A 24,991-nucleotide genomic window follows, 5' to 3' on the forward strand; every position below is an offset into this window, starting at 1 on the left:
CTTCAGTGATGAAAAGCGCGCTCTTCGGAGCGCGTTTTTTTATGCAATTCTGACAACTCACTTCCTGATTTTCTCTTAAAATAGAGGAAGTAAACTTCACCGATTTTATTCTCGAACTTGCGATGCTGAGACAGGCAGAGTAATGCCAACTCCAGATCGGCTTGATATACTGCCTGCCATGAAGGGAAGAACGTTGCGCCACTTAAAATTGTTGCGCGCCAGTGCCATAAGCGCTGGCGTTTTGTTGTGCCTGCTTACCAGCCCAGCCTCTCTCGCCAGTGACGAGCAGCTTTCTGGCATGAAAAGTGAAATCTCCCGTCAGGAACAGCAGCTCAATTCCAAATCGAAAAAACTCAACGCGCTGCAATCCAATCTCAAATCCCAAGAGCAATCCATCGCCGCTATCGCAACACAGATGCGCGATGCCAATGCTGATTTAAGCGTTATCGAAAAAGATATCGCCACACTAAACCGTGAAAGCCAGCGTCTTGAACAGCTTAAGCTTGGCCAGATGGAGCTTTTAAAAGAGCTCTTAAACAGCCAGTACCGACAAGGCCAACACAGCCAACTGAATGCGCTATTAAGTGGTGAAGACTCCACGGACATGGATCGTATGACGGTGTATGCAGAAAAACTTTCCAAGGCGCGAACGGATGCTATCAACGAACTCGCTGCTACCGATACTGAGCTGCAGCTAAAACGCCGCACCCTGCAGCAGCAAACCGAAAAGCAAAAGACACTAATTGCCTCTCTTGCCGCTGATAAAGCTAAGCTGGAAAAAGAGCAGCAGGCTCAGAAGAAAACAGCAGGCGCTATCCGCCGTGAAATCAACAGTGACAAGGGTTACCTTGCTGAGCTTCGTAACAACGAGAAGCGTCTGAAAGTAGAACTTGAACGCGCTGCTGAACAAGCCCGCATTGCCGCAGAGCAAGCGAAAGTCAAAATGGATGGCCTCGGTAAGTACAAAGGCAAGATGCAGTGGCCAGTAAAAGGGAAAATCCTGCACCGATATGGCACTGAGCAAACCGGACAACTGCGCTGGAATGGCATGGTTATCGCGGCTAAAGAAGGTAGCGAAGTCAAAGCCGCACATGATGGTACTGTGGTGCTTTCAAACTGGCTACGCGGCTATGGTTTGATGGTGGTGGTCGACCACGGCAAAGGGGACATGAGCTTCTACGGCTACAATCAGGCTTTGCTGCGCAATGTCGGTGATACCGTCAAAGCGGGTGACCCGATTGCCCTTGTCGGAAACAGTGGCGGTCAGGATGCCTCGGCGCTCTATTTCGAAATCCGGCGCAAAGGTAATGCCACCAACCCCAGCCCCTGGCTGACACGGTAAAGGCCCTGTAGGTTTCAGATGCAAAGGATTGTTGCTGTTACCACCCTACTCCTTCTCTTTCTGGCTGCGCCCATCGCAGCCAAACCTAAAATCGCCTTTATTATCGATGACCTTGGCTACGAAATGATGCCAAGAGAGATTGCCGCTTTGCCGCCGCAAATCAGTGTCTCCATCATCCCCTTCACCGAATTCGACACGGCGGTTGCGCTGACCGCCTTGAGCCAACAGCGCGAAGTCTTGCTTCACCTTCCGATGCAAAGCCCTGATGGCACGCCGCAAGAGCCTAACTCACTGACGCTTGCCATGAGTAAAAAGGAAATGCAGGGCTCAGTGAAAGAGGCGCTGTATCGTGTCCCGCAGGTAGTGGCAGTGAATAACCATATGGGTAGCCTGCTGACCCAACACAAGGCACCGATGCATTGGATCATGGAGCTCCTTGAAGAACGAGAAATTGGCTTTATCGACAGCCGCACCACGCCCAAAACCGTCGCCCAGCGGATTGCCCGCGAGCATGGTCTAGCCACCAATCGCCGTCATGTGTTTCTCGACCATTTCCCCAATGAAGCCTTCATCGAAAACCAGCTCAAACTTGCCGTACAACAAGCCAAACGCCGCGGTGTTGCTGTGGTGATCGCCCACCCCTTTCCTGTAACGCTGGAAACCTTACAAGCACAGCTTCCTGAACTTCAAAAAGAAGTGGAGCTGGTGCCCATCTCACTGGCGCTCAGGCAGTAAAAAACCCGCCGAAGCGGGTTTTGAAATTCAAGCAACAGACGATGATTACTTGGTCCAATCGAGGATAACTTTACCTGACTGTCCAGAGCACATCACATCGAAGCCTTTCTGGAAGTCATCCACACTGTAATGGTGCGTGATGATTGGGCTTAAATCCAGACCAGATTGGATCAGGCTTGCCATCTTGTACCAGGTTTCAAACATTTCGCGGCCATAGATGCCTTTAATCACCAGACCTTTGAAAATCACCTGGTTCCAGTCGATACCCATGTCTGACGGCGGAATACCCAGCAGCGCAATACGACCACCGTGGTTCATGGTTTGGAGCATGCCGTTGAACGCAGACGGATTACCGGACATCTCAAGGCCCACGTCGAAGCCTTCGCGCATGCCCAGTTCTGACATCACGTCTTCCAGTTTTTCTTCTGCCACATTCACCGCGCGGGTCACACCCATCTTGCGGGCAAGCTCCAAACGGTATTCGTTCACGTCGGTGATCACCACATGGCGCGCGCCCACGTGCTTCGCGACTGCTGCCGCCATGATGCCGATAGGACCAGCACCTGTGATCAGGACATCTTCACCGACAAGATCAAAAGACAGCGCAGTGTGAACCGCGTTACCGAATGGGTCGAAGATAGAAGCCAGCTCGTCTGAAATATCTTCTGGGATTTTGAATGCGTTGAATGCTGGGATCACCAGATACTCGGCAAACGCACCTTCACGGTTTACACCTACACCAATAGTGTTGCGGCAAAGGTGCGTACGACCAGCACGGCAGTTACGGCAATGCCCACAGGTAATATGACCTTCACCTGATACGCGGTCGCCAATGGCGAAACCACGCACTTCCTGGCCGATACCAACCACTTCACCCACGTACTCATGTCCAACAACCATAGGCACAGGAATGGTCTTTTGTGACCATTCATCCCAGTTGTAGATATGCACGTCGGTGCCACAAATCGCGGTTTTGCGGATTTTGATCAGCAGATCGTTATGGCCCAGCTCCGGCTGCTCAACCTCGGTCATCCAAATGCCCGGTTCTGCTTTCAGTTTTGCCAGCGCTTTCATTTTGTTCGTCATCGTTGCTTATCCAATCAGACCCATGTCTTTGCCGACTTTGATAAAGGCGTCGATTGCCTTGTCCAGTTGCTCACGGCTGTGTGCCGCTGACATTTGCGTGCGAATACGTGCCTGACCTTTCGGTACCACAGGGAAAGAGAAACCGACTACGTAGATACCTTCTTTCATCATGCGCTCTGCAAATTCGCCCGCCACTTTTGCATCACCCAGCATCACGGGAATGATGGCATGGTCAGCACCTGCCAGCGTAAAGCCCGCTTCACTCATACGGGTACGGAAATGGTTGGCGTTGTCCCACAGCTTGTCACGCAGATCGCCGCTTTCTGCCAGCAGATCAATCACACGGATAGACGCTGAAACAATCGCTGGTGCCAGTGAGTTCGAGAACAGGTAAGGACGTGAGCGCTGACGGAGCCAATCAATCACTTCTTTCTTGCCTGACGTGTAGCCGCCTGACGCGCCGCCCATCGCTTTACCCAAAGTGCCGGTGATGATGTCGATACGATCAATCACGTCATGATATTCGTGGGTACCACGACCGTTTGCGCCCATAAAGCCCACGGCATGAGAGTCATCCACCATCACCAGTGCGCCGTATTTTTCTGCCAGATCGCAGATAGCAGGCAGGTTTGCGACTACACCGTCCATCGAGAACACACCGTCTGTCACGATCAGTGTATTGCGAGCACCTTTTTCTTTCGCCGCAATCAGCTGTTGCTCCAGCTCTTCCATATTGTTGTTGGCATAGCGGAAGCGCATCGCTTTACACAAACGCACACCGTCGATGATAGAAGCGTGGTTCAGCGCATCGGAAATGATCGCATCTTCTGCACCCAAAATAGTTTCAAACAGGCCAGCGTTGGCATCGAAGCAAGAAGAGTAAAGAATGGTGTCTTCCATACCGAGGAAGGCAGAAAGCTTTTCTTCCAATACCTTGTGCGAGTCTTGGGTGCCGCAGATAAAGCGTACCGACGCCATGCCGAAGCCATGCTCATCCATCCCTGCTTTTGCCGCTTCAATCAGCGCAGGGTGGTTAGCCAGACCCAGATAGTTGTTGGCACAGAAGTTCAGCACTTCGTCACCGGACGTTACTGAGATGTTCGCCTTTTGGGCTGACGTGATCACACGTTCATCTTTGTACAGGCCTTCAGCTTTTACTTCTTCAAGCTGCTGGCGGATTTGCTGGTAAAAAGCGGCAGTCATCGCTTACTCCGTCGATGGAAACAGGAACAGGTTGATATCAATATGATTATTGCACCACTGAAAGCTAAAGTGTCTAAATAACACCTAGCTTACAGTATGACATATTAGAAAGAGTGTAGATGATAGAGTTCTGAGGAAGGTCGCGTCTATTGAATTAGTACATCTTATTGTGCTCGATCACGCTGAGTCGGAAGCCGCCTTGGTGCTTTCCATCTGTTCGCGGTAGTGCCCTATCAAACCTGATACTACTGCCCTGCCTTTATCGGTCGTCATCGGTGACACCATGTTGAGGATTTGCAGCACGCCCTGATAAATCACCACTGGCGTCACTTTCGCCTGCGGTGACTGCGCACTTTGATAGAATATCCAACTCGACGCGACAAGTTTCAGCGTGCTGCAGAGCGATTGCAGCGCTTCATCGTCCATATCCAGCCATCCCGTTTCACGAAAGCGGCTTAACATTGCAAAGAGATTGGCTTTCAATGCCTGCTGCGCTTCCAGGTATTTGTTCTGAAGCTCGGCATCGCGACTTAGGATATCGGGCAGATTGGCGTAGAAGAAACGGTATCGCCACATTAGTTGGAAGGTGGCATCAAGGTATGCAAGCAGCCGTTGTTCGTCAGATTCTGCTGGGACTTCCGGCTGGAAACCTGTCGAAAGATCGAGCGCGTATTGATCGAAAATACTGTGTATAATCTCTTCCTTATTACGGAAGTGGTAATACAGGTTTCCCGGGCTGATCCCCAGATCGGCAGCAATATGGTTAGTGGTGACGTTTGGCTCACCCTGCTCGTTGAAGAGCGCCAGCGCTGAATGAATAATGCGATCACGGGTTTTCATGGTTAAACTGCTATCCTCAAGCCCAGAAAGGGAAATATTACCATAGCCTCACTGAATTACTGGTGGGGTCTTCTCATAATTCAGGTCAACAGAATTTAGGTAAAGATATGATTATAGTGACTGGCGGCGCCGGCATGATCGGCAGCAATCTGGTTAAAGCGCTGAACGAACAAGGTTACAACGATATTCTGGTAGTTGATAACCTGAAAGACGGCACCAAATTCGTGAATCTGGTTGACCTGGATATCGCTGATTACATGGACAAAGAAGACTTCATCGCACAAATCATGGCCGGTGACGATTTCGGTCCGATCGAAGCGGTATTCCACGAAGGTGCGTGCTCTGCAACTACTGAGTGGGACGGCAAGTACATGATGCTCAACAACTATGAGTATTCAAAAGAGTTGCTGCATTACTGTCTCGAGCGCGAAATCCCATTCCTGTACGCATCATCGGCTGCAACTTACGGCGGCCGCGACCACGACTTCATCGAAGAGCCACAATACGAAGGCGCACTGAACGTTTACGGTTATTCAAAGCAGCTGTTTGACAACTATGTTCGCCGCATTTGGGCAGACGCTGAAGCGCACGGTGAGACGCTGTCTCAAATCACCGGTTTCCGTTACTTCAACGTATACGGCCCACGAGAGAACCACAAAGGCAGCATGGCCTCTGTGGCTTTCCACCTGAATAACCAAATCAAAGACGGCCAAAACCCGAAACTGTTCGAAGGCAGCGAGACCTTCAAGCGTGATTTCGTATATGTTGGTGACGTATGCAAGATGAACATCTGGTTCTGGCAAAACAGTCAATCAGGCATCTTCAACTGCGGTACCGGCCGCGCAGAACCTTTTCGTGCGGTCGCTGAAGCCGTCATCAAGCACCATGGTCAAGGCGAAGTGGAAGAAATCCCATTCCCAGACCACCTGAAAGGCCGCTACCAGGCTTACACTCAGGCAGATCTCACCAAAGTTCGCGCAGCCGGTTATCCAGACGAGTTTAAAACCGTTGCGGAAGGCGTTGCCGAGTACATGGCGATTTTGAATAAGTAATTAGCTGAAAACGGGTGGAATAACGACGTCACCCGTTTTTTCTTCCTAAGTTCGATTTCTGTAGTTCCGACTCTATGAGCCAAGATCCGAAAAACAGCTCTTACCTACCAACCTTTGAATGGGCGTTTCTGCACCCACGCTATTGGGGTACCTGGCTGGGTATTTTCTTTGCTGCCATCATGGCCTTTGTGCCATTCAGACTTCGCGACAAATTCGCTGAGTTTCTCGCCAAACGTATGGTAAGAATGAACAACCGCGCCAAAAAGCGTGCAGTGATCAACCTTCAACAATGTTTCCCAGAGAAAACCGACAAAGAGCGTTTCACCATTCTAGAGCAAAGCTATATTAATGCGGGATGCGTTCTCTTGGGCTTCGCCACCATTATGATGCGCAGCAAGCGTTACTTGGAAAAGCGTACTTTGTTCCGCAATGAGGAAATCCTGACAGAGCTTGTCGAGAACGGTGAAAAAGTCATTTTGCTGGTGCCTCACAGTTGGGCGATTGACTACCCAGCGGTGCAGCTTGCTTCACGCGGTTTGCCTGTCGCAGCCATGGTAAAAAAGCAAAAGAACAAAGTGGCTGACTGGTTGATGAACGTCCAGCGTTTGAAATACGGTGGTCGCACTCACGAGCGTGCAGATGGCATTAAGCCCTTTATTAAATCCGTGCGTGAAGGCTACCTTGGCTACTACCTGCCGGATGAAGATCATGGCCCGGATTACAGCGTGTTTGTGCCTTTCTTCGCCGCACAGAAAGCAACACTGTCTGGTTTAGGCAAGCTTGCGACATTAAGCCGCGCTAAAATCGTTCCACTGATGCCTGTTTACAATCGTGAAACCGGAAACTTTGAGGTGATTGTACAGCCGCCACTGGCTCCTTTCCCATCAGGTAGCGAAGAAACGGATGCACGCATGATGAACGAACGCATTGAGCAGTTTTTGGAAAACGACCCTGGCCAGTATATGTGGATTATGAATTTGCTGAGATCTAGGTCTGATGGTACTGAATTGTACTAATTTTTATAAAGAAAAGCCTGTACTAATACGCTAAGAATGTAAGTGGCTATTTATTGGTAGTGATATGGAGAGAAAATGAGAGCATTAGTTTCACCAAAATTCGCAATCAACTCTGCGATTTTTTTGGTCCCTGCTCTGCTATTGTGGACACATAACCTAAGCATACTAGTTATTGCTTTGCTCGTTGTTTATTCAATTTTTTACCACATTAAAACTGCAAAAAAAACATCACTCACCAAAGTGGATTTTCTGGTTGTGATGGCTTTTTCTAGTTATTTTATAGCAAACATACCAAATGTGATAATCGACAGTTGGAACTTCCGATACGTAGATGGGCCAAGTAGAATTCTTCTGTGTATCCCAATCTATTTCCTCCTGAAGTCTGAGATAAGAAATTTTGATGTGAGAAATTCTTTGGAGCTAGGTTTGATCGCTGGCTCTATTGGAACTGCAGCAATCTCAACATACCAGTATTTTACTCTAGGTATGCCAAGAGTGGATGGATTTTTATTTAGCATTAACTTCGGTTACCTAGCTTGCTCTCTAGCATTCTTAAATTTATCTCTCATAAATGGCTCCATAAGAAAGCACTGGCTTTTTTTGGGTTTCTTATTTTGTATCTATTCAACAGTCTTAACTCTTACGAGGGGGGCAATTCTTGCTGCTCCTCTATTGCTAATACTTACTTGTGTACTAAACTGGTCCGCACTTAAAAAGAAGTTTTTCCTTATGAGTGTAATTCTCTTATCACTTACTTCTATAGCCTCCTACCAAATTTCAGATGCCATTAAAGAAAGAGTCGAATTTACAATACAGGAAGCCAAATGGGTTTTGGCTGGAAATATGTCAGAAGCCCATTCATCAGGAGTACGCATCCAGCTTTGGTATGCCGCATCAGAAAGTTTCAAACAAAATCCGCTTCTCGGCTTAACTTATAGCCAACGAAAAGAATTAAATGAAGACCTTTACCAGCAAGGTAAAATTGATAAACAAACGGCCGGAATGCGCAGAGGGCATGCCCATAGCCAGTATTTTGAAATGATAGGCTCTACTGGGCTGCTGGGCATAATCGCTCTTGTTGCAATGCTTGTCATCCCTGCAGGCCTTATGTATCAAAAAAGGAAAAACATCTGGGCTTCAACTGGGCTAGTTTTTGTTGTTGGTATAGCCATTTTTGGGTTAACTGAAGTGCTCTTGCAGGGCAACATGATTAGCTCTTACTACGGATTCTTCTTGGCACTTTTTTTAGCGGCCAGCGTTTATCCAAACAAAACATCAGAAGTGCACAATGGAAATTGAAAAATTTGACTCCATACCAGAGAAAATCTTAGTTGTTGGGCCTTCTTGGGTTGGTGATATGGTGATGTCTCAAGCACTATACATCATATTAAAACACCAGAATCCAAAAGTAGAAATTGATGTATTGGCTCCAGCTTGGTGTAAACCTATACTTGAACGGATGCCGGAAGTGTCAAGGGCTATAGATATGCCCTTGGGGCATGGCGACTTTGCTCTTTCCACTCGCTGGGATTTAGGCAAAATGCTGAGGGCAACGCAGTATAGCAAGGCGTTTATACTACCAAACTCAGCTAAGTCAGCCCTCATTCCGTGGTTTGCAAAGATTCCAAAGCGTATTGGTTGGAAGGGAGAGTTCAGATACGGGTTGCTAAATGACCTAAGACCAGACAAAAGAGTATTTCAATACATGGTAGAGCGCTACGCCGCTCTTGCGCATGATAAAGACAACATGATCAATAATACAGCTCTGGCAATGATTCCAAAGCCAAGGCTCAGTGTTGACTCTATAAACCGAGACGCCTGTATTTCGAGATTTGGAATTGATGCAAATCGCAAGACCATAGGGATTTGTCCTGGAGCGGAGTTTGGCCCAGCCAAAAGATGGCCAGAACGTCACTACGCAACTATTGTGGAGCATTTTGTTAGCAAAGGGGCGCAGGTTTGTTTATTCGGTGGCCCGAAAGATACACTAATTTCTAAAAATATAATAAACCTCATAGAACCCAATACAAAAGAGCATTGTTTTGATCTGTCAGGAAAAACATCTCTTGTTGATGTCATTGATTTGCTATCTTCTTGTGAAACTGTATTTTCCAATGACTCGGGTTTGATGCACGTTGCCGCCGCTGTAGGGTGTAACATATTAGGAATTTATGGTTCAAGCTCTCCAAATTACACGCCACCGCTTACCGATCGCGCAGCCATAGTAAATACTGATATTTCTTGTAGGCCTTGCTTTAAGCGGACATGCCCTTTGGGGCATATGAAATGCCTAACGGAGCTGTCACCTCAGTTAGTTCTTGAAAAGTATGAAAACCTTAAAATAAGCGTTTCACACTAACAAAGCGCAGACCAAACTGACTATATAAATGCACTTAAGAGTTAGTCACATGAATATTTTTGTAATTTCCTTACCTCGTTCACATGACCGAAGAAAGCATATCTTGAGTACCATGGAAGGAAAAGGTATCAATTTTCAATATTTTGACGCAATTGATGGTAGAGAGAATCCTCATCCTTTTTTTCATAAATATAATGATAAGAAGAGGCTAAATCGTAAGGGCTATTCTCTCACTCCTGGAGAAAAAGGATGCTTTACCAGCCACTATTTATTATGGCAGAAATGTGTAGAGCTTAACGAACCTATTGTTGTATTGGAAGATGACATTGGAGTTCTTGATAACTTCAAAGAAGACGTAAAAAAAGTTATAAATATAGTCGACAAATATGGACTAGTCCGTTTAATTACTTTTTTAGAAGATAAGTATGTTTCAGATAAATACGAGCATAAAAACCTATGCATAGTAAGTTATAAAAAGCCAGTTCTTGGAACGCAAGGATACGTATTATCCCCAAATGCTGCGCGAAAGTTAATAACTGCATCTGAAGAGTGGTACGAGCCTGTTGATGTATTTATCGATAACGAATGGAGACACAAAGCCGGTATTTATTGTGCGATTCCATCATGCATCACTCATTTAGACGAAAGTTCAGATATCGGCTGTAGACGAAAACCAAAAGTATCTTTGACACAGCGCGCCAAGAGAGAAATATATCGTTTTATCGAGCAGCAAAAACTAAACCTATATATTAAATTTTCCAAAAAAAGAATGTGTGAATTAGAATGAATACAATGAGTAATATTAAGAACATTCTTCTTAATAGCTGTAAGAACGAGAAAGTGTTTTATTTTTCCAATCCGGGTAATGCTGGAGATTCTATTATTGCGCTTGGAACATTTGACTACTTTAACCATATTGGATTGGATTATGAGCTTATCAGTGAAATCACTCCTGACATAAAGGATAGTATAGTTATATATGGGGGAGGGGGTTACCTTAACAGCTATTACTTTGTTCCAGATTTACTCAATGAAATAAAAGAAAAAGCCAAAAAATTAATTCTTTTACCTCAAACAACTGTTGGATTCGAAGACTTCCTATCCAGTTTAGGGGAGAATGTTATAATTTTCTGCCGTGAAGAGACATCTTATGCACATGTAAAAGAACATGCATTATCAGCTGAAGTTCATTTATCCCACGATATGGCTTTTTATATCGAAATATCGAAATATCAACAACTGAAAGATTATAACACATTCAATCTAATTAAAAGATCTGCTATCAAAAATAAACGAGACTCAGTAAGAATAAAGCACATTTGGCGCATGATTAGACATAAATTATCATATGAGTCTAAGGCATCAAATCATACATTGAATGCGTTTCGAAAAGACGTTGAATCTATGGGATGGGACTTAGACTTCCCTAATATCGATATTTCTAGGAGTTTCGCTTTCACTACACAAAGTGAATACAAGATCAGAGCTTCCGCATGTAACTTCATTCAATTCATTGATAAATTTGACATAGTTAATACCGATAGGTTGCATGTGGCAATTACAGCTGCTTTACTTGGGAAAAATGTTAATTTCTATAGCAACAGTTATTTTAAGTGCGAGGCCATTTACAATCAGTCACTAAAAGAGAATTATAAAAATGTAACATGGAAGGGTCAGGAAAAACCCATCATTAAATAGTAGAGAAAATAACATACAGAAAAATATAAAGAGCAAGCAATGAAAAAAATAATTGTAGATTTAGATAACACTATCACACTTGGAGATACAAACGATTATAAAAATGTATCTCCTAACTTACCCGTGATTGATACTCTTAAGGAGTATAAGAAACTAGGTTTTGAAATCGTAATAAGTACAGCTCGAAACATGCGAACTTTCTCTGGTAACGTTGGAAAAATCAACATATTCACTTTACCTACAATTACTGCTTGGCTAGATAAACACGATGTTCCGTATGATGAAGTGTTAGTCGGAAAACCTTGGTGTGGAAAAGAAGGTTTCTATATCGACGATCGCGCAATTCGTCCAAGTGAGTTTGCATCTAAAAACTTTGACGAAATCACCGCGCTTTTAGAGCAAGAAAAGGTGGAGATCCAAAAGCTATGTTCTTGATTGCATCAGGAGCATATTGCACGGCTGAGCTCCAGTCGGAGTTTGGCGCGCTTCCTCCAGCTTTTTTACCTCTCGGAAACAGGCGCCTGTTTCAGCATCAGATCGCCCGTATTCCAAAAGGCAAAAGTGTCTATATGACCCTGCCAGAGAGTTTCAACATCGACAAACATGACTTAAATTGGCTGGCATCTAACAATGTTAAGATTCTATTTCTGCCGGAAGATCTTAGTTTGGGAGAATCTATCGTTGCTGCTCTTAACCTAATGGACTTTCGTTCAGAAGAAAGCCTGAGTCTTCTTTATGGTGACACACTTTTACTCAGCTACCCTGAGCAAGAAAATTGCATTGCTGTAAGTCATGTAGAAGATAATTATCAGTGGGCGTACATCAATAGTGGTGATGAGCCTTGGCTACAAGAGGGCTCAAACCTCCAAACTGAAAATACCCACTCAGTGGTAAATGGGTACTTTCAATTTGAAAACCCTTCAGCACTTATTAAGTCCCTCATAGCTAAACGATGGAATTTTCTAGAGGGTGTGAATGACTACCATGCTAAGCATCCCATGAAACCACTGCATATTGAAGATTGGCTGGATTACGGTCACATTCATACCTATTTTCACTCCAAGGCAGCGTTTACCACTCAACGCAGTTTTAATGAACTAACAATCTCTGCTGACTGCGTAAAAAAATCGAGTATTAACAACACAAAAATTCAAGCTGAAGCCCTTTGGTTCCAGAATGTGCCGCCAAAACTACGAAAATTTCTCCCTCAATTGTTGGGCGTTGAACTGAGTAATGAAAATGTGTCGTACGAGTTGGAGTACCTTCATCATACTGCACTGAACGAGCTGTTTGTTTTTGGTCGGCTGCCAGTCATGACATGGAAGCGTATTCTTGCTGGGTGCTTTGATTTTCTGGATACGTGTCGGCTTTATACAAACACTGAAGACTCCTCTGATACACTTGATCGCCTATTTAAAGACAAAACTAAGGAAAGGCTGGCTTCATTTTGTGATTCCTTTTCCATTGATAGCAGCGCGATTTGGCATGTAAACGGACAGTCCAAACACTCTATCGACACTCTATTGGCTCTGGCGAATAAGCACTTGCCAAAAGCTCCAGGAGCGATCAGTGTCATTCACGGCGATTTTTGTTTCAGCAATATTCTGTTCGATTTTAGAACATCGAATGTTAAAACCATTGACCCTCGCGGCTTGACGTCCAATGGTGAATTTTCGGTTTATGGCGATATACGGTATGACATTGCCAAATTGAGCCATTCAATTATTGGTGAATATGATTGGATCATTGCAGGCTACTACACACTGACCCGCAAAGACTACAGCATTGCTTTCGAGCTTTCTTCAAGCGATACACTGCATGAAATTCAAGCCATGTTTGTGGAAAAGATCGAGCAAAAATATGGTGTCAGTTATACAGAGTTGCTTGCCATGCAGTTGCATCTATTCTTATCCATGCTGCCGCTGCACAGCGACGATGAAGCAAGGCAGTTTGCGTTATTTGCCAATGCTTTCAGAATAGCCAATCTACTCGAGGAGTCTCAATCGTGATTGTTATACCAATGGCAGGCCTCAGCTCACGCTTTTTTAAAGCAGGTTATAAAGAGCCTAAATATATGCTCGAGGCGAAAGGCATTACTGTATTCGAACATGCCGTAAAAAGTTTCGAGCGCTATTTCAAGTCAGAGCCATTTCTCTTTATTGTTAGAGATGTTTTCGACACGCCTAAGTTTGTCTCAGAGAAGGCGAAGTCTTTGGGTATCAAAACATGTCATGTGGTTGCACTGGAAAGCGAGACACGCGGACAAGCAGAAACCGTTTTCCAAGGATTGAAGGACAGCAGCGATGCCGCAGAGCCTATCACCATTTTTAACATAGATACCTTCCGCCCAGGGTTTCAATTCCCTGCTGCTTTACTACCAAGTAAAGACTGTTATCTGGAGGTGTTTCAAGGAAGCGGTGACAACTGGTCTTTTGTACTTCCGAAAAGTAACACTTCAACGGAAGTTACCGAAACAGCAGAAAAGCGCCCAATTTCAGACCTTTGCTGTACAGGCCTCTACCACTTTGCATCCGCGGCAGATTTTCTTGAAGCGTATAACTTCTACTCAGAAAGGGAAGAGCTTTGGGAAAAAGGTGAGCTGTATGTTGCCCCGCTCTACAATCATCTCATTCAGCAGGGCAAGTCAGTCCACTATCACCTCATTCCTAGAGAGGACGTCATTTTCTGTGGCGTACCCGATGAGTATGAAGCGTTTAAAAACGATTAACGCTTAAAGGTCTGATAAAAAAAGCGGTATGTGTTTTCGACAGTGTTTCGAAAACACCTTACCGCTTTTTTTACATTAAACGGCTGAGGTTCAATACCTGCCAGCTCTTTCCAGTCGGCTAAATCGTATTCGAATACCAGATTTCCGCGATTGTAAAAACGCTCCGTTGTATCGAGACCAATTTCTTCCGGTTTTGCCACAATTAAGTTTGCTGCAATGCAACGACCCCAGAAATCGCTTCCCAATCCCGCATCATCATTCACCCGGGTATTAATTTTCAAATCTACCCCCTTAAGTTCAGAAATCCATTTCAAGCATAAAAATTGCTCTGTCGCTGGAGGGCGACTTTTATAACCTGGCACAGGGTAAAAGTACTGGTCATCCAACAGCTTGTCTGACCATATTTTTAACAGATCGGAAGTAAGGCCAAAGTCGAACAAATCACTCTTGCAGAAGTAATTAGGTGCACCACGGTGATGGGAGATGAAAAAAGCACTGCTTGTTAAAACACGAGATTCAAACAAAGCATCTTCAGCTTTTCTATTAGCATTGTGGTATTGCTCAAAAAGCGTCACAAACTGCCGTCCAGAAAGAAGGTTATCGCTACGCAGTTTCACCGCATAGCGAGTTTTCACGGCTTTCAAGCCTTGGTGGGTACTGTACAACTGTCTATTGTTGTTGAGGCGTTGTTCCACATCGTTATTGAAAACAGTGTTTTGCCCAGGGTCGTCAAGTTCAAGCAACACATCGTAATCGAGATTATCAAGCTTTTGATTTTTCCAAGTTGATAAAACAATCGTCGCACCTGGAAAATAACGTCTTACACTCTCCAAGCATCGCTGGGTTATCCCCGGGATCTGAGAACGGATATCACTGGCTTGAACTGGTCCTTGGACAACAAAGGTAATATCTTCATTATGTATCTGAATGGACATTAGGCATTACTTTTTATGTGGTTAGGTCTGAAGTATTGAATATCAACAAATGGAATACAATGTTACGATCTCAATCACTCTTCAATAATGCAGATCGCTTTACTGAAAGTTGATAACGTTACGCCACTTTTTTGAAAATACTATCGAGTAAGATATATGGCATCACCCTCTATCTCTATCGTCTGTCCCTGCTATAACGAGCAGGATGTGCTGCCTGCATTCACGGCTAAAATTACAGAGATTTTATCGCAAACAGATTTCACTTACGAACTGGTGTTTGTCAACGATGGCAGTAAAGACAATACATTGGCCTTACTGGCAGAAATGGCAAATAAAAATAGCCATATTCGAGTAGTCAACTTATCCAGAAACTTTGGGAAGGAGGCCGCACTCACAGCAGGTTTAGACCATGCAAGCGGGGACGCAATCATCCCTATAGATGCAGATTTACAAGACCCCCCTGAGCTTATCCTTGATTTTATTCGAGAATGGAAAAAGGGCTTCGATGTTGTGGTTGCCAAGCGTATTGACCGTAGCAGCGATACATGGGCAAAGAAAATCACGGCAAATCTCTTTTATAAATTCCACAACAAAATTGCGAACGTAGAAATTCCTGACAATGTGGGTGACTTCCGTTTAATCACCCGAAAGGTCGTGAATGCCATCCAACTGCTGCCAGAAAACCAACGCTTCATGAAAGGCATTTTTTCTTGGGTCGGTTTCCGCACTTCCGTGGTTGAGTATGTCAGGCAGCCAAGAGCTGCAGGAGAAACCAGTTTTAATGGCTGGCGACTGTGGAATTTCGCGCTGGAAGGCATTACCAGCTTTAGCACCGCCCCACTGCGCATTTGGCTCTATTTAGGCGTCTTTTTTTCTTCCATAGCCTTCATCTATGGATGCGTCATTGTCTTCAAGACATTGATTTTTGGTATTGACCTCCCAGGATATGCATCCATGCTTACCGCAATTCTGTTTTTCGGGGGCATTCAACTGATTGGCATGGGCGTCATGGGCGAATATATCGGCAGGCTATATATGGAATCCAAAAAACGTCCTGTATACATTACAGATGACACTGCGCCTAAGCCGAAGGAAAAGCCCGAATGACGACCTGGATGAGTACATTACTTTCTCATCGTATCATCCGTTATGGTCTAGCCGGTGGACTGGCAACCCTGACACATATTAGCGTAGCCTTTGCGTTACTTCATTTTATGGCTGTTAGCGTCTTTATCGCCAATCTTTTGGGCTTCTTGACGGCCTTTAGTGTCTCCTATTTGCTGCAGTCTTTTTTTGTTTTTCAGCAATCATTGTCACTGAAAAATGTAAGCCGCTTTTTTGTAGTGCAGCTAACCGCGTTATTGGTGTCACAATTAGTTAGCGAAGCCTTCCAGGATACAAACAATTATCTTCGTGTCCTACTAGTGGTGTTTATGATCCCACTTGTGACTTATATCATTCATCGTTTTTGGACATACAACAACACCATCAATTAGCAGAATTACTAATTTCACATGAACGAAAACTATCTTAATCGACACTTTGCAATATTTCAGGGCACTGGCTTTTTTATCGGACTAATCCTTGCTTTGTTGTATTCCAATCACCAAATCATGACGGGTGACCAGTGGCAAATGCTCCACAAAGGCTATCTGGGGGCTTATCAGGATATTTGGCAGCCTTTCGGTAATGCCGCCAGCGCGGTAGGCAATGTGCCGGGCTCCCTGTCAGCATGGGTTGTCGGTGGACCACTTCTGCTTTGGGATAACCCATGGGCGCCAATGCTGCTACTGATTGGGCTAAGAGTCCTGTCTTTTCTGATGTTTGATGCTGTGATTAAAGCGGTATTCAGCCAACCAGTGCGTTTGTTGTTTATGGTGGGCTATTGGCTAAATCCATGGCTTTTATATGATAGCCAACTCTACAACCCAGCTTATCTGTGCTTTTTCACCGCATTGCATTTCTGGTCAGCATTTAAACTGCGTGAACAACCCAATTTTCTCTTCAGTTTTCTTCACGTACTTGCAATTGGCGGCGCCATGCAGCTCCACTACTCGTGGCCAGTGCTCGCCGTAATTTCGTGTTACTTGCTGTACCGTAAAATGGCTTACCCTAACTGGGCTGGCGTATTTGCGGCAGGTGCCGTCATTCTGCTGTCCTTGGTACCATATTATTTGGAATACACCACCAACGAAGCGCTCAGCCGAGAAAGCGACCGTTATATTGGCTATGGTTTAGTCCACGTCTATCCAGTACTGAAAGCCGTTTTGTACTGGCTTCGTTATGCTTCAACTCTGTTCTCAAACCGTATCATTACCGATGCAAGCTTCGATTGGATAACCACCATCAGCTGGCTGCAAGCGGTCTTCCAATACATGTGGCAAGCCATTTTGTATCTGGTAGGTGCCGCGACTGTCGTCATTGCGGCTAAAATAAACTGGCGTGCGTGGAAAAGCATCAAACCGCTTATCAAGCGTGGAAGCGGTGACATTGATAGTCAGCAATGGTTACTGCTCTACGCCGCAGCAACCGTACTCGCTATCATTATTAATGCCATGCTATCCCCAATTACATTTTCATACTGGCACCTCATACTGACATATCCGATCGCGTTGCTCCCAATATTGGTCGCTTCGGAAAGATGGCGAACCTCTACCCCGCAACGCTTTGTCAAAGGGCTTCTTTGGCTGGCTGCTTTTTTCATTGTTGTAAATCTTGTGGCCGCATGCGACAGCGAAAAGTACACCCACAAAGTCGATTACGCCGAACAGGTCGAAGTGCTTCTCACCCAGGAAGGTTTAACAAGACTACGATAGTTTTCGAGAAAGGGTTCTCTCTTGATAGAGCCCTTTGTACACTAGCCTTTCAATTTTAAAAAAAGGCTCAGCCGTGCGCTTTATCTATACTTTTTTATTGCTTATCGCCGCTCCGTTTCTGCTCTTTGGCCTATACAGAGCCAAAGATGGAAAGCCCAAGGTCGGCAAACGCTGGGTTGAACATTTTGGACACACGCCCCCTTTAAACGGCGAGAAACCCATTTGGGTCCATGCTGTCTCTGTCGGTGAAGTTATTGCCGCAAAACCCGTCATTCAAGCACTACAAAAATGCTATCCCAATGAGGCCATTGTGGTGACTACTACCACTGCGACAGGTGCAGAAATTGCCTCGAAGATTGAAGGTATAGAGCATAGGTACATGCCCATTGATTTTAGCTTTGCGGTTAAGGGCTTTATCAAGTGTGTTGACCCAAAAATCATGCTGATTATGGAAACTGAGCTGTGGCCTAATACTCTGACCACAGTAAAAAAGGCGGGTATTCCCATTGTTGTGATGAACGCGCGCCTTTCTGAAAAATCAAAACGCGGTTACCAACGAATCAAAGCGCTATTTAGAATACTTTCTGACAGTATTAATCATATTCTCTGCCAATTCGACGATGATGCCCGACGCTTTGTCGAGCTTGGTGTCAGCAAAGATAACGTTTCTGTTTCCGGTTCGGTCAAATTCGATTTGCCAGACTTTGACATCAACTCACCCGCAGTCACTGAGCTGAAATCACAGCTTGCCCAAAGACACGTTTGGATTGCCGCGAGTACACATCCCGGCGAGGATGAAATATTGCTGCACGCGCACAAGTTAGTGCTTGAGAGCCAGCCTGAGACTCTGATGATATTGGTTCCAAGGCATCCGGAGCGCTTTAGTGATGTCGCAACCCTCGTCGAATCTCATGGATTTTCACTGGCAAGACGCAGCTTAGGACAGGCAGTCAGCAGAGATATTCAGGTTTACCTTGGCGATACCATGGGCGAAATGATGAACCTCTTTGCAGCAAGCGATGCGACCTTTATGGCGGGGAGTCTTATTGGCGATAAAGTTGGCGGGCATAACCTTTTGGAACCGGCTTCGCTATCCAAGCCGCTGGTAACTGGCCCAAGCTACTTCAACTTTCAAGTGATTGCTGAGCAGCTTATCGATGTCGGTGCATGCACGGTAAAAGAAAGCCCAGTAGAGATAGCAGCTCAGATTGTCTCGCTGCTAAATAACGATGAACAGCGTGAAAAAGCCGGCAAAGCTGCATTGTCAGTGATGGAGAAGAACAGAGGCGCAGTTTCGAAAACACTCGACACTATCGCCCCTTGGATAGATTAATTTCCGTAGCCTTGAAGTAAAAACTGCCAGTCTGACTCCTGCCATTGAATTTGTCGTTTGCCCACTTCTTTACGAAAAGATCGCTGCAGACGGCTTAAGTTTGCGGCTTTCCAACCCTCACCTGAGCGACGGCCGCACTTATCAAAATCAATCAACCAAAAAGCGCCTTTGTCGTCGAGCAGGATATTGTGAATGTTCAGATCAGTGTGGCAAACACCTGCGTCATGGAGCTTTCGAACTAGCTTTCCTATGTCGCGATACTTGTCTTCAGTGAGCGGAGAGGCACTCAGCACATCAACCAAGTCTTTCGCACCCTCAATCTTTTCGACCAGAATATCGGCTTGATAAGCCAACCCGTCTTTCATCGCTCTTGCTGCCAACGGACGTGGCACAGGAATGCCCTGTTCGCGCAGGTAATGGAGCAGGTTAAACTCCGCGGCAGAGCGGGTACTTTCCCATCCGGTAAAGAAATAACTGTCGCTGACTAACTTGCCAAATAGCCCACCGCGGCGATAGTGACGCAGCGCTGCAGGAACGGTTTTCGTTTTCACAAACCAGGTAGTGCCACGGCCTGTGGCTGAACCGATCACCGCGCCTTTATCTTGCCAAAAAGCAATGTCGAAACTTTTCAATGCATCTTCTTGCAGCAAAGCCTCGTCGAACCAAACACGGATATTGTTATCAGCCAGCAATTCCACAGGCGCTCCCATTAATCGGCCTATTCTCATCGAAGGCATTTTACATTGCAGATCGGCAACTGCATAATTTCAGGCAAGATAACCACATAAGCAGCATCATGGCCCTTTTTTCCACCGCTCCTCAGTCCCTTTGTATCCTTCGTCTTTCTGCGATTGGTGATGTATGCAACGCAATGGCTGCCGTTCAGGCCATTCAATCTCAATGGCCCGATACCAAAATCACCTGGATAGCGGGTAAAGCAGAAGCCGCCTTGCTGACGCCACTTTTGCCAGATGTCACTGTTATTGCCTTTGATAAGAAGCAAGGATTCAAGGGAATGAAAGCGGTGTGGCAATCACTGAAAGGGCAAAAATTTGATGCGCTTCTGCACATGCAAAGCGCCATTCGCGCCAGCTTGCTTTCAGTCGGCATCAAAGCCAAATACCGACTCGGTTTCGACAAAGTAAGAGCTAGCGATCTTCAATCCTTATTTACCAATGTCAAAGTGCCATCACCCCAATCGCTTCATGTTCTTGACGGCTTTATGGCGTTCACTGAGGCGCTGGGGATCCAGCCCCAAACGCCCACATGGTCATTACTCATTGCGGATGAGGACCTCACTTGGGCAAAAGGCCAAATGAATGGAAAGCCTATCCTTGTGGTTGCGCCTGCGGCCAGCAAAGCATTTAAAAACTGGACAGCAGAAGGCTACGCGGGCGTCATCGAGCATGCATTACGCAAGGGTTTTGACGTTATCCTCGTTGGTGGCCCTGGAAAAATTGAAGTTGGGTTAGGTCAGGCGATTGAGCGCCAGCTATCACAACCCGTGAAGAACCTCATTGGCAAAACCACCCTGCTCCAACTACTGGCACTGGAAAAACACGCTTCGTTGGTACTGGCACCCGACAGTGGCCCTGCTCACCTTGCCAATGCAGTCGGTACACCCGTGATTGGGCTTTATGCTCATCACAACCCAGCCCGAACCGGCCCCTATAACTGGCGACAATATGTGGTCAGTGCTTATGCCGAAGCTATTGAAGCGGAGACGGGTAAAACTGTCGACGAAGTTTCCTGGCGCACCAGAGTGAAAGACGAGGACGCCATGCAACGCATTACGATTGAGTCGGTGATAGCTCGATTCGATGAAGTCACCGAGAAAGAGGAACTGCTATGAGCCAGGCTCAGCGCGCCACCATCAGCGCGATTATCATCACCAAAAACGAAGAGCAGATATTGCCTGAATGCCTCTCTTCTCTTGATTGGGTGGACGAAATCATTGTTGTCGATTCTGGCAGCGCAGATAACACCGTAGCTATTGCAGAAGCCGCGGGCGCTAAGGTGTTCGTGAACGCTGAGTGGCCCGGATTTGGTAAGCAAAAGCAGCTTGCACAGAGCCACGCCACCAAAGATTGGGTGCTGGCGATTGATGCGGATGAAGTGATCACTGAAGAGCTAAAAATCAATATTCTAGACGTACTTGCTAACCCACCGCAGAAAACGCTATTTATTCTTCGTCGTACGACGTGGGTCTTTGGCAGATTCCTCAAACACTCTGGCTGGTATGACAAAATCGTGCGCCTGTATCCTCGCGAGCTAACTGGCTACAACGACGCACTGGTACACGAGAAAATCATTGAGCCTGAAGGCTCCACCAAGCAGACGCTTAATGGTGATATGTTGCATTACTCTTATCGGGATCTGCACCAGTATCTGGTGAAGTCTGCATTCTATGCCAAGTCATGGGCTGACGGACGTCAGGCTCGGGGAAAGAAAAGCAGTATCAGCCAAGGGATCCTTCATGCACTGGGATGTTTCCTGAAGATGTACGTGCTGAAACGTGGCTTTCTGGATGGCAAACAGGGGTTTCTCATCGCGGTGCTGTCAGCGCACTCCACCTTTGTGAAGTACGCCGATTTGTGGATCCGTGCTAACGACAGCCGCGCCGCTAAATAACGCGTCCCAAGAAGCTCTTCACTTCTGGCAGAATGGCTTCGATTGCAACCTTAGACATGTCTGCCGCCTCTTCCTTGTCTTTCGCTGCTGGCGGCGCAAATGCAATATGACGCCCTTCACTGTTAATTGGCTTCCAGCGAAGTGGTGTGGCACTGCGCTTAGCGGGGAAAAAGCCAATGGTTGGCACATCAACCGTCGCGGCTATGTGCAAAGGCCCTGTGGAACCTGCAATAAATGCATTTGCACACGCGATGGATTGGGTGAAATCCTGCAAGCCGTCGTTCTTGTCATAGACGACAGCGTGAACCGACTTTTCCGCTAGCAATGATTGCAGTTCCGCTGCTTTCTCTTCTTCCCCTGGACCCGCGGTAAGCACCACTTCAATCTCTTTATCTGAGGCAATACCCACGACCAAATCTGTGTACTGTGTCAGTGACAGGTTGTTCGCTGAGCCGCCACTCCCTGCATGTACATAAAACCAAGGTTTATCGGCGCTGAGTCCTAATGCCGCAGAGAGTTTTTGCTTTTGCGTTAACAGTGTTTCGTGAGCAAAAGACAGGTAAGGCGCACTAACTTCTTTTGCATCAACCCCCTGCTTGCTGAGGAAAGCACGGATAAGGTCGATATTGTATTCAAATTCCGGCTTGGCTGATTGCGAACGGCGCTGCGTTACCCTGTGGTTGTAGAGGAATTGGGAGATTTTGGTCGCTGGTGCCAATCGGAAAGGGATGCCCGCTCTCCAGACCAGCAAAGCGTTGTAGCTGTCTGAAAACAGACAAATTGAAGCACCAAACTGCTCGGCTTGAATTTGGCTGACAAGCTCTTTCTTACTCAGCTTATCCGCTTTCTTGCCGCAATCTACCAGTACCTTGTCAATCGAAGGACAAAGCTCAGCCAACGCTTTGGTGTAGGACGGCACCAAAGCGGTAATTTCTGCGTCTGGCATAGATTGCTTCAACATGGCAAACGCCGGCCATGCCAGCATAAAGTCGCCAATTTTATCGTTTCTGATGACAAGGATTTTTTTCATTATCGCTACCTAACGCCAAGACTCCCTCGATCATACCTGATGAGCGGCTTGTCGCTAAGGGTTGGATGGAAAGAAAAAGTGTCGGATCTGTTGGTATTTTCATCATCTTGGGTTGTAGTAGGGAATCAAATTCCACGAGTTTTTGATAGCATGTCGCCAGTTTAGAAAATTGCAGGATACGACTGTGAGCAAGAAAGCCATTACCCGTGTGATCTATCCGGGTACTTTTGATCCGATTACCAATGGCCACGTTGACTTGGTTGAGCGCGCGGCTTCAATGTTTGATGAAGTCGTCGTGGGTATCGCTGCCAGCCCAAGCAAAAAGCCACTGTTTGACCTTGAAGAGCGTGTCCAATTGGCAAAAGCGGTAACCGAACATCTCGACAATGTCTGTGTGGTGGGTTTTTCAGGCCTTTTGGTGGACTTTGCCAAACAGTATCAGGCAAATATCCTTGTACGCGGACTTCGTGCAGTCTCCGACTTCGAATATGAGTTCCAGTTGGCGAACATGAATCGCCGTTTGATGCCGGAACTTGAAAGCGTCTTTCTCACGCCTTCTGAAGAAAACTCGTTTATATCTTCCACGCTAGTGAAAGAGGTAGCCCTTCATGGCGGTGACACCAGTGGTTTTGTTCATCCTAAAGTGCTGGAAGCATTGAAATCTCAACTGAAGAAATAACAACGACTAAGCCCGCTTAAGCGGGCTTTGTTATTTTTGGCACTCGGGACAAAACACCGTATTTCGCTGCCCTATCTTCACGCTCTCAAGCTCAGTGCCACACACCGGGCACGGTTTTCCTTGCTTGCCGTACACCAACAACTCTTGAGCAAAGTAGCCAGGCTTACCATCGGCTTGGGTGAAGTCTTTCAGCGTCGTACCACCTTGTTTGATGGCGGTCGCCAAAACATCTTTGATGTCTGCCACCAGTGTATTAGCTTCATCAAGATTAAGCTGTCCTGCTGGACGCTTTGGGTGAATTCTAGAGGTGAACAGGGATTCATTGGCGTAGATGTTCCCCACCCCGACAACAACGGCGTTATCCATAATAAACTGCTTAATAGCCGTACGTTTCCCCTGCGCGCTTTCAAACAGATATTCACCAGTAAACGCGTCAGTGAGTGGCTCGGGACCCAATTTGTCCAAAGCGGGATGGTCACCTCCCTTTTCCTGCCAAAGCCACGCGCCGAACCGGCGCGGATCGTTGTAGCGAATCACTTTTCCATTGGAGAGGTGTAAATCGACATGATCGTGCTTATCAGGCGCTGTCGCCTGTGGCAATACTCGTAAACTACCGGACATCCCCAAATGCACCAGTGCGTAGCCAATATCGGTTTCCAGTATCAAGTACTTTGCGCGGCGTTTCACTGCACGAATTGTCTGGCCTTCGATATCAAATAAGGTGTCTGGAACAGGCCAACGTAGTTTGGGCTGTCTGACTTCCAGCTTGGTGACGACCTGCTCCATCGCATGGGGCTTAATACCCATACGGCTCACTTCAACTTCCGGTAATTCTGGCATCCTGCTAATTCTGATTGGCAAATGGGAACAGGTAGTTTGGATCAACTGAGACTGCAAGCCAACGGTTTTCCCAGTTTTGAATGAGCCAGAATTGAGGCAATTGATAATAGGTCAGACGTAAAGGCTCGACAGCTTCACCTCTATTCACTACCAAAGTCGCCGGTTCACGAAGACCAGGCTTTAACTTGTCGTAGGTGTCTGTGTCAATTTCTGTGCCAGACAGGTTAATCCATCGGTTTGCCAATTCAGTGGCTGATATAGAAAGCTTTTTATCGGTTTGCCATGGCATGGCATTGGTGAGGGTAAATTTCGGAAAACGCAGCGCTTTAACTTCCACATCGGATGGCATCAAAGCAATGACCCCATCAGGCAGTACCTGCTCAACCGGTTGTTCAGCCTCACTTTCTGCCAGTTGGCTTCTGAGGTAGGTTGGTAGGTTTATCAGTGTGATAAACGCCAAAATCCCCAAGATAAGGAAGTTATTGAATGTTCTGCGGGACGGTGTAGCCATCACTCACTCTCAGTGTTATCAATCGTCATTCAAAGTGTATACCCAAACGACCTGAAAATGCTCGCATTCAGAGGTCATCAATGCGTTCAATTCGAGGCAAATTCCGCGAGGAATAGTCATTCTATTTCCGTGGAATTTAACGAAGAAGTGGGCGCAT

At 46.2% G+C, this 24,991-nt stretch carries 26 protein-coding genes; 18 read left to right on the top strand and 8 right to left on the bottom strand.

Annotated elements, in window-relative coordinates; genetic code table 11:
- Positions 1–178 precede the first annotated feature (178 nt).
- Both RN22_RS05510 and RN22_RS05515 read left to right on the top strand, forming a co-directional pair.
- Positions 179–1,342, top strand: coding sequence for a peptidoglycan DD-metalloendopeptidase family protein (locus tag RN22_RS05510; protein ID WP_046303468.1), 1,164 nt, complete (start codon positions 179–181; stop codon positions 1,340–1,342).
- Between the two features lie 18 nt (positions 1,343–1,360).
- The gene (locus RN22_RS05515) at positions 1,361–2,077 is read left to right on the top strand and encodes a divergent polysaccharide deacetylase family protein (RefSeq protein WP_046303442.1); all 717 of its coding nucleotides are present in this window, start codon (positions 1,361–1,363) and stop codon (positions 2,075–2,077) included.
- A 45-nt stretch (positions 2,078–2,122) separates the two neighbouring features.
- On the opposite strand, the gene tdh is transcribed toward RN22_RS05515, so the two are convergent.
- The 3 genes from tdh to RN22_RS05530 all read right to left on the bottom strand — a co-directional run bounded on the left by tdh (position 2,123) and on the right by RN22_RS05530 (position 5,206).
- Positions 2,123–3,163 carry an L-threonine 3-dehydrogenase gene (tdh, locus tag RN22_RS05520; protein WP_046303443.1) on the bottom strand — a complete coding sequence of 347 codons (1,041 nt, stop codon included), beginning with the start codon at positions 3,161–3,163 and terminating at the stop codon, positions 2,123–2,125.
- A 6-nt stretch (positions 3,164–3,169) separates the two neighbouring features.
- The gene (locus RN22_RS05525; protein WP_046303444.1) at positions 3,170–4,366 is read right to left on the bottom strand and encodes a glycine C-acetyltransferase; all 1,197 of its coding nucleotides are present in this window, start codon (positions 4,364–4,366) and stop codon (positions 3,170–3,172) included.
- Between the two features lie 177 nt (positions 4,367–4,543).
- Entirely contained in the window at positions 4,544–5,206 is a 663-nt protein-coding gene (locus tag RN22_RS05530; protein ID WP_046303445.1) for a TetR/AcrR family transcriptional regulator, read from the bottom strand.
- 107 nt (positions 5,207–5,313) lie between these two features.
- On the opposite strand from RN22_RS05530, the gene rfaD reads away from it, so the two are divergent.
- The 9 genes from rfaD (at position 5,314) to RN22_RS05575 (ending at position 14,059) form a co-directional block, all read left to right on the top strand.
- On the top strand, positions 5,314–6,258 hold the full coding sequence (gene rfaD / locus RN22_RS05535; RefSeq protein ID WP_046303446.1) for an ADP-glyceromanno-heptose 6-epimerase: 945 nt from the start codon (positions 5,314–5,316) through the stop codon (positions 6,256–6,258).
- A gap of 74 nt (positions 6,259–6,332) precedes the next feature.
- Positions 6,333–7,274, top strand: coding sequence for a lauroyl-Kdo(2)-lipid IV(A) myristoyltransferase (gene lpxM / locus RN22_RS05540; RefSeq protein ID WP_046303447.1), 942 nt, complete (start codon positions 6,333–6,335; stop codon positions 7,272–7,274).
- 75 nt (positions 7,275–7,349) lie between these two features.
- On the top strand, positions 7,350–8,573 hold the full coding sequence (locus RN22_RS05545; protein WP_046303448.1) for an O-antigen ligase: 1,224 nt from the start codon (positions 7,350–7,352) through the stop codon (positions 8,571–8,573).
- A complete protein-coding gene (waaF, locus tag RN22_RS05550; RefSeq protein ID WP_046303449.1) occupies positions 8,563–9,633 on the top strand; it encodes a lipopolysaccharide heptosyltransferase II in 1,071 nt (356 codons plus the stop codon). Before RN22_RS05545 ends, waaF begins: the two co-directional genes overlap by 11 nt.
- A gap of 49 nt (positions 9,634–9,682) precedes the next feature.
- Entirely contained in the window at positions 9,683–10,420 is a 738-nt protein-coding gene (locus RN22_RS05555) for a glycosyltransferase family 25 protein (RefSeq protein ID WP_052737496.1), read from the top strand.
- Positions 10,421–10,425: 5 nt separating this feature from the next.
- Complete coding sequence (locus RN22_RS05560) at positions 10,426–11,331, top strand: polysaccharide pyruvyl transferase family protein (protein ID WP_197076254.1); 906 nt, start codon at positions 10,426–10,428, stop codon at positions 11,329–11,331.
- Between the two features lie 39 nt (positions 11,332–11,370).
- Positions 11,371–11,766, top strand: coding sequence for an HAD-IIIC family phosphatase (locus tag RN22_RS05565; protein ID WP_046303451.1), 396 nt, complete (start codon positions 11,371–11,373; stop codon positions 11,764–11,766).
- Positions 11,757–13,340 (top strand): capsular biosynthesis protein, encoded by a 1,584-nt coding sequence (locus tag RN22_RS05570; protein WP_046303452.1) that lies wholly within the window; start codon positions 11,757–11,759, stop codon positions 13,338–13,340. Before RN22_RS05565 ends, RN22_RS05570 begins: the two co-directional genes overlap by 10 nt.
- Positions 13,337–14,059 carry a glycosyltransferase family 2 protein gene (locus RN22_RS05575; protein WP_046303453.1) on the top strand — a complete coding sequence of 241 codons (723 nt, stop codon included), beginning with the start codon at positions 13,337–13,339 and terminating at the stop codon, positions 14,057–14,059. Before RN22_RS05570 ends, RN22_RS05575 begins: the two co-directional genes overlap by 4 nt.
- Here RN22_RS05575 and RN22_RS05580 read toward each other — a convergent pair.
- Entirely contained in the window at positions 14,056–14,994 is a 939-nt protein-coding gene (locus RN22_RS05580) for a WavE lipopolysaccharide synthesis family protein (RefSeq protein ID WP_046303454.1), read from the bottom strand. The genes RN22_RS05575 and RN22_RS05580 overlap by 4 nt on opposite strands.
- 156 nt (positions 14,995–15,150) lie before the next feature.
- Here RN22_RS05580 and RN22_RS05585 point away from each other — a divergent pair, with 156 nt between their 5' ends.
- The 4 genes from RN22_RS05585 (at position 15,151) to waaA (ending at position 19,143) form a co-directional block, all read left to right on the top strand.
- Positions 15,151–16,101 carry a glycosyltransferase family 2 protein gene (locus tag RN22_RS05585; protein ID WP_046303455.1) on the top strand — a complete coding sequence of 317 codons (951 nt, stop codon included), beginning with the start codon at positions 15,151–15,153 and terminating at the stop codon, positions 16,099–16,101.
- Positions 16,098–16,490, top strand: a complete 393-nt coding sequence (locus tag RN22_RS05590) for a GtrA family protein (RefSeq protein WP_046303456.1) — start codon at positions 16,098–16,100, stop codon at positions 16,488–16,490. Before RN22_RS05585 ends, RN22_RS05590 begins: the two co-directional genes overlap by 4 nt.
- Before the next feature lie 18 nt (positions 16,491–16,508).
- Positions 16,509–17,810 (top strand): hypothetical protein, encoded by a 1,302-nt coding sequence (locus tag RN22_RS05595; RefSeq protein ID WP_046303457.1) that lies wholly within the window; start codon positions 16,509–16,511, stop codon positions 17,808–17,810.
- A 73-nt stretch (positions 17,811–17,883) separates the two neighbouring features.
- Positions 17,884–19,143, top strand: coding sequence for a lipid IV(A) 3-deoxy-D-manno-octulosonic acid transferase (gene waaA / locus RN22_RS05600; protein WP_046303458.1), 1,260 nt, complete (start codon positions 17,884–17,886; stop codon positions 19,141–19,143).
- Here waaA and RN22_RS05605 read toward each other — a convergent pair.
- Positions 19,140–19,841 (bottom strand): 3-deoxy-D-manno-octulosonic acid kinase, encoded by a 702-nt coding sequence (locus RN22_RS05605; RefSeq protein ID WP_046303459.1) that lies wholly within the window; start codon positions 19,839–19,841, stop codon positions 19,140–19,142. The two genes, waaA and RN22_RS05605, sit on opposite strands and share 4 nt — an antisense overlap.
- A 98-nt stretch (positions 19,842–19,939) precedes the next feature.
- Between RN22_RS05605 and RN22_RS05610 the strand changes: the two genes are divergently transcribed.
- On the top strand, positions 19,940–20,995 hold the full coding sequence (locus tag RN22_RS05610; RefSeq protein WP_046303460.1) for a glycosyltransferase family 9 protein: 1,056 nt from the start codon (positions 19,940–19,942) through the stop codon (positions 20,993–20,995).
- Positions 20,992–21,774, top strand: coding sequence for a glycosyltransferase family 2 protein (locus RN22_RS05615; protein WP_046303461.1), 783 nt, complete (start codon positions 20,992–20,994; stop codon positions 21,772–21,774). Before RN22_RS05610 ends, RN22_RS05615 begins: the two co-directional genes overlap by 4 nt.
- On the opposite strand, the gene RN22_RS05620 is transcribed toward RN22_RS05615, so the two are convergent.
- Complete coding sequence (locus RN22_RS05620) at positions 21,767–22,804, bottom strand: glycosyltransferase family 9 protein (RefSeq protein ID WP_046303462.1); 1,038 nt, start codon at positions 22,802–22,804, stop codon at positions 21,767–21,769. The two genes, RN22_RS05615 and RN22_RS05620, sit on opposite strands and share 8 nt — an antisense overlap.
- Before the next feature lie 184 nt (positions 22,805–22,988).
- Here RN22_RS05620 and coaD point away from each other — a divergent pair, with 184 nt between their 5' ends.
- Positions 22,989–23,483 (top strand): pantetheine-phosphate adenylyltransferase, encoded by a 495-nt coding sequence (gene coaD / locus RN22_RS05625; RefSeq protein WP_046303463.1) that lies wholly within the window; start codon positions 22,989–22,991, stop codon positions 23,481–23,483.
- A gap of 30 nt (positions 23,484–23,513) precedes the next feature.
- Here the strand turns inward: coaD and mutM are convergent, their stop codons facing one another.
- On the bottom strand, positions 23,514–24,323 hold the full coding sequence (gene mutM / locus RN22_RS05630) for a bifunctional DNA-formamidopyrimidine glycosylase/DNA-(apurinic or apyrimidinic site) lyase (RefSeq protein ID WP_046303464.1): 810 nt from the start codon (positions 24,321–24,323) through the stop codon (positions 23,514–23,516).
- Positions 24,324–24,327: 4 nt separating this feature from the next.
- Positions 24,328–24,834, bottom strand: a complete 507-nt coding sequence (locus RN22_RS05635) for a hypothetical protein (RefSeq protein WP_046303465.1) — start codon at positions 24,832–24,834, stop codon at positions 24,328–24,330.
- Positions 24,835–24,991 lie beyond the last annotated feature (157 nt).

Origin of the sequence: Grimontia sp. AD028 (assembly GCF_000973155.1) — a bacterium.
GTDB classification, from domain to species: Bacteria; Pseudomonadota; Gammaproteobacteria; order Enterobacterales; family Vibrionaceae; genus Enterovibrio; species Enterovibrio indicus.

What these genes read in the sequence shown, in the direction of transcription:
- RN22_RS05510 (WP_046303468.1), top strand. Translation starts at nt 179, where the DNA reads ATGAAGGGAAGAACGTTGCGCCACTTAAAATTGTTGCGCGCCAGTGCC.
- RN22_RS05515 (WP_046303442.1), top strand. Translation starts at nt 1,361, where the DNA reads ATGCAAAGGATTGTTGCTGTTACCACCCTACTCCTTCTCTTTCTGGCT.
- tdh (WP_046303443.1), bottom strand. Translation starts at nt 3,163, where the DNA reads ATGACGAACAAAATGAAAGCGCTGGCAAAACTGAAAGCAGAACCGGGC.
- RN22_RS05525 (WP_046303444.1), bottom strand. Translation starts at nt 4,366, where the DNA reads ATGACTGCCGCTTTTTACCAGCAAATCCGCCAGCAGCTTGAAGAAGTA.
- RN22_RS05530 (WP_046303445.1), bottom strand. Translation starts at nt 5,206, where the DNA reads ATGAAAACCCGTGATCGCATTATTCATTCAGCGCTGGCGCTCTTCAAC.
- rfaD (WP_046303446.1), top strand. Translation starts at nt 5,314, where the DNA reads ATGATTATAGTGACTGGCGGCGCCGGCATGATCGGCAGCAATCTGGTT.
- lpxM (WP_046303447.1), top strand. Translation starts at nt 6,333, where the DNA reads ATGAGCCAAGATCCGAAAAACAGCTCTTACCTACCAACCTTTGAATGG.
- RN22_RS05545 (WP_046303448.1), top strand. Translation starts at nt 7,350, where the DNA reads ATGAGAGCATTAGTTTCACCAAAATTCGCAATCAACTCTGCGATTTTT.
- waaF (WP_046303449.1), top strand. Translation starts at nt 8,563, where the DNA reads ATGGAAATTGAAAAATTTGACTCCATACCAGAGAAAATCTTAGTTGTT.
- RN22_RS05555 (WP_052737496.1), top strand. Translation starts at nt 9,683, where the DNA reads ATGAATATTTTTGTAATTTCCTTACCTCGTTCACATGACCGAAGAAAG.
- RN22_RS05560 (WP_197076254.1), top strand. Translation starts at nt 10,426, where the DNA reads ATGAGTAATATTAAGAACATTCTTCTTAATAGCTGTAAGAACGAGAAA.
- RN22_RS05565 (WP_046303451.1), top strand. Translation starts at nt 11,371, where the DNA reads ATGAAAAAAATAATTGTAGATTTAGATAACACTATCACACTTGGAGAT.
- RN22_RS05570 (WP_046303452.1), top strand. Translation starts at nt 11,757, where the DNA reads ATGTTCTTGATTGCATCAGGAGCATATTGCACGGCTGAGCTCCAGTCG.
- RN22_RS05580 (WP_046303454.1), bottom strand. Translation starts at nt 14,994, where the DNA reads ATGTCCATTCAGATACATAATGAAGATATTACCTTTGTTGTCCAAGGA.
- RN22_RS05585 (WP_046303455.1), top strand. Translation starts at nt 15,151, where the DNA reads ATGGCATCACCCTCTATCTCTATCGTCTGTCCCTGCTATAACGAGCAG.
- RN22_RS05590 (WP_046303456.1), top strand. Translation starts at nt 16,098, where the DNA reads ATGACGACCTGGATGAGTACATTACTTTCTCATCGTATCATCCGTTAT.
- RN22_RS05595 (WP_046303457.1), top strand. Translation starts at nt 16,509, where the DNA reads ATGAACGAAAACTATCTTAATCGACACTTTGCAATATTTCAGGGCACT.
- RN22_RS05610 (WP_046303460.1), top strand. Translation starts at nt 19,940, where the DNA reads ATGGCCCTTTTTTCCACCGCTCCTCAGTCCCTTTGTATCCTTCGTCTT.
- RN22_RS05615 (WP_046303461.1), top strand. Translation starts at nt 20,992, where the DNA reads ATGAGCCAGGCTCAGCGCGCCACCATCAGCGCGATTATCATCACCAAA.
- RN22_RS05620 (WP_046303462.1), bottom strand. Translation starts at nt 22,804, where the DNA reads ATGAAAAAAATCCTTGTCATCAGAAACGATAAAATTGGCGACTTTATG.
- mutM (WP_046303464.1), bottom strand. Translation starts at nt 24,323, where the DNA reads ATGCCAGAATTACCGGAAGTTGAAGTGAGCCGTATGGGTATTAAGCCC.
- RN22_RS05635 (WP_046303465.1), bottom strand. Translation starts at nt 24,834, where the DNA reads ATGGCTACACCGTCCCGCAGAACATTCAATAACTTCCTTATCTTGGGG.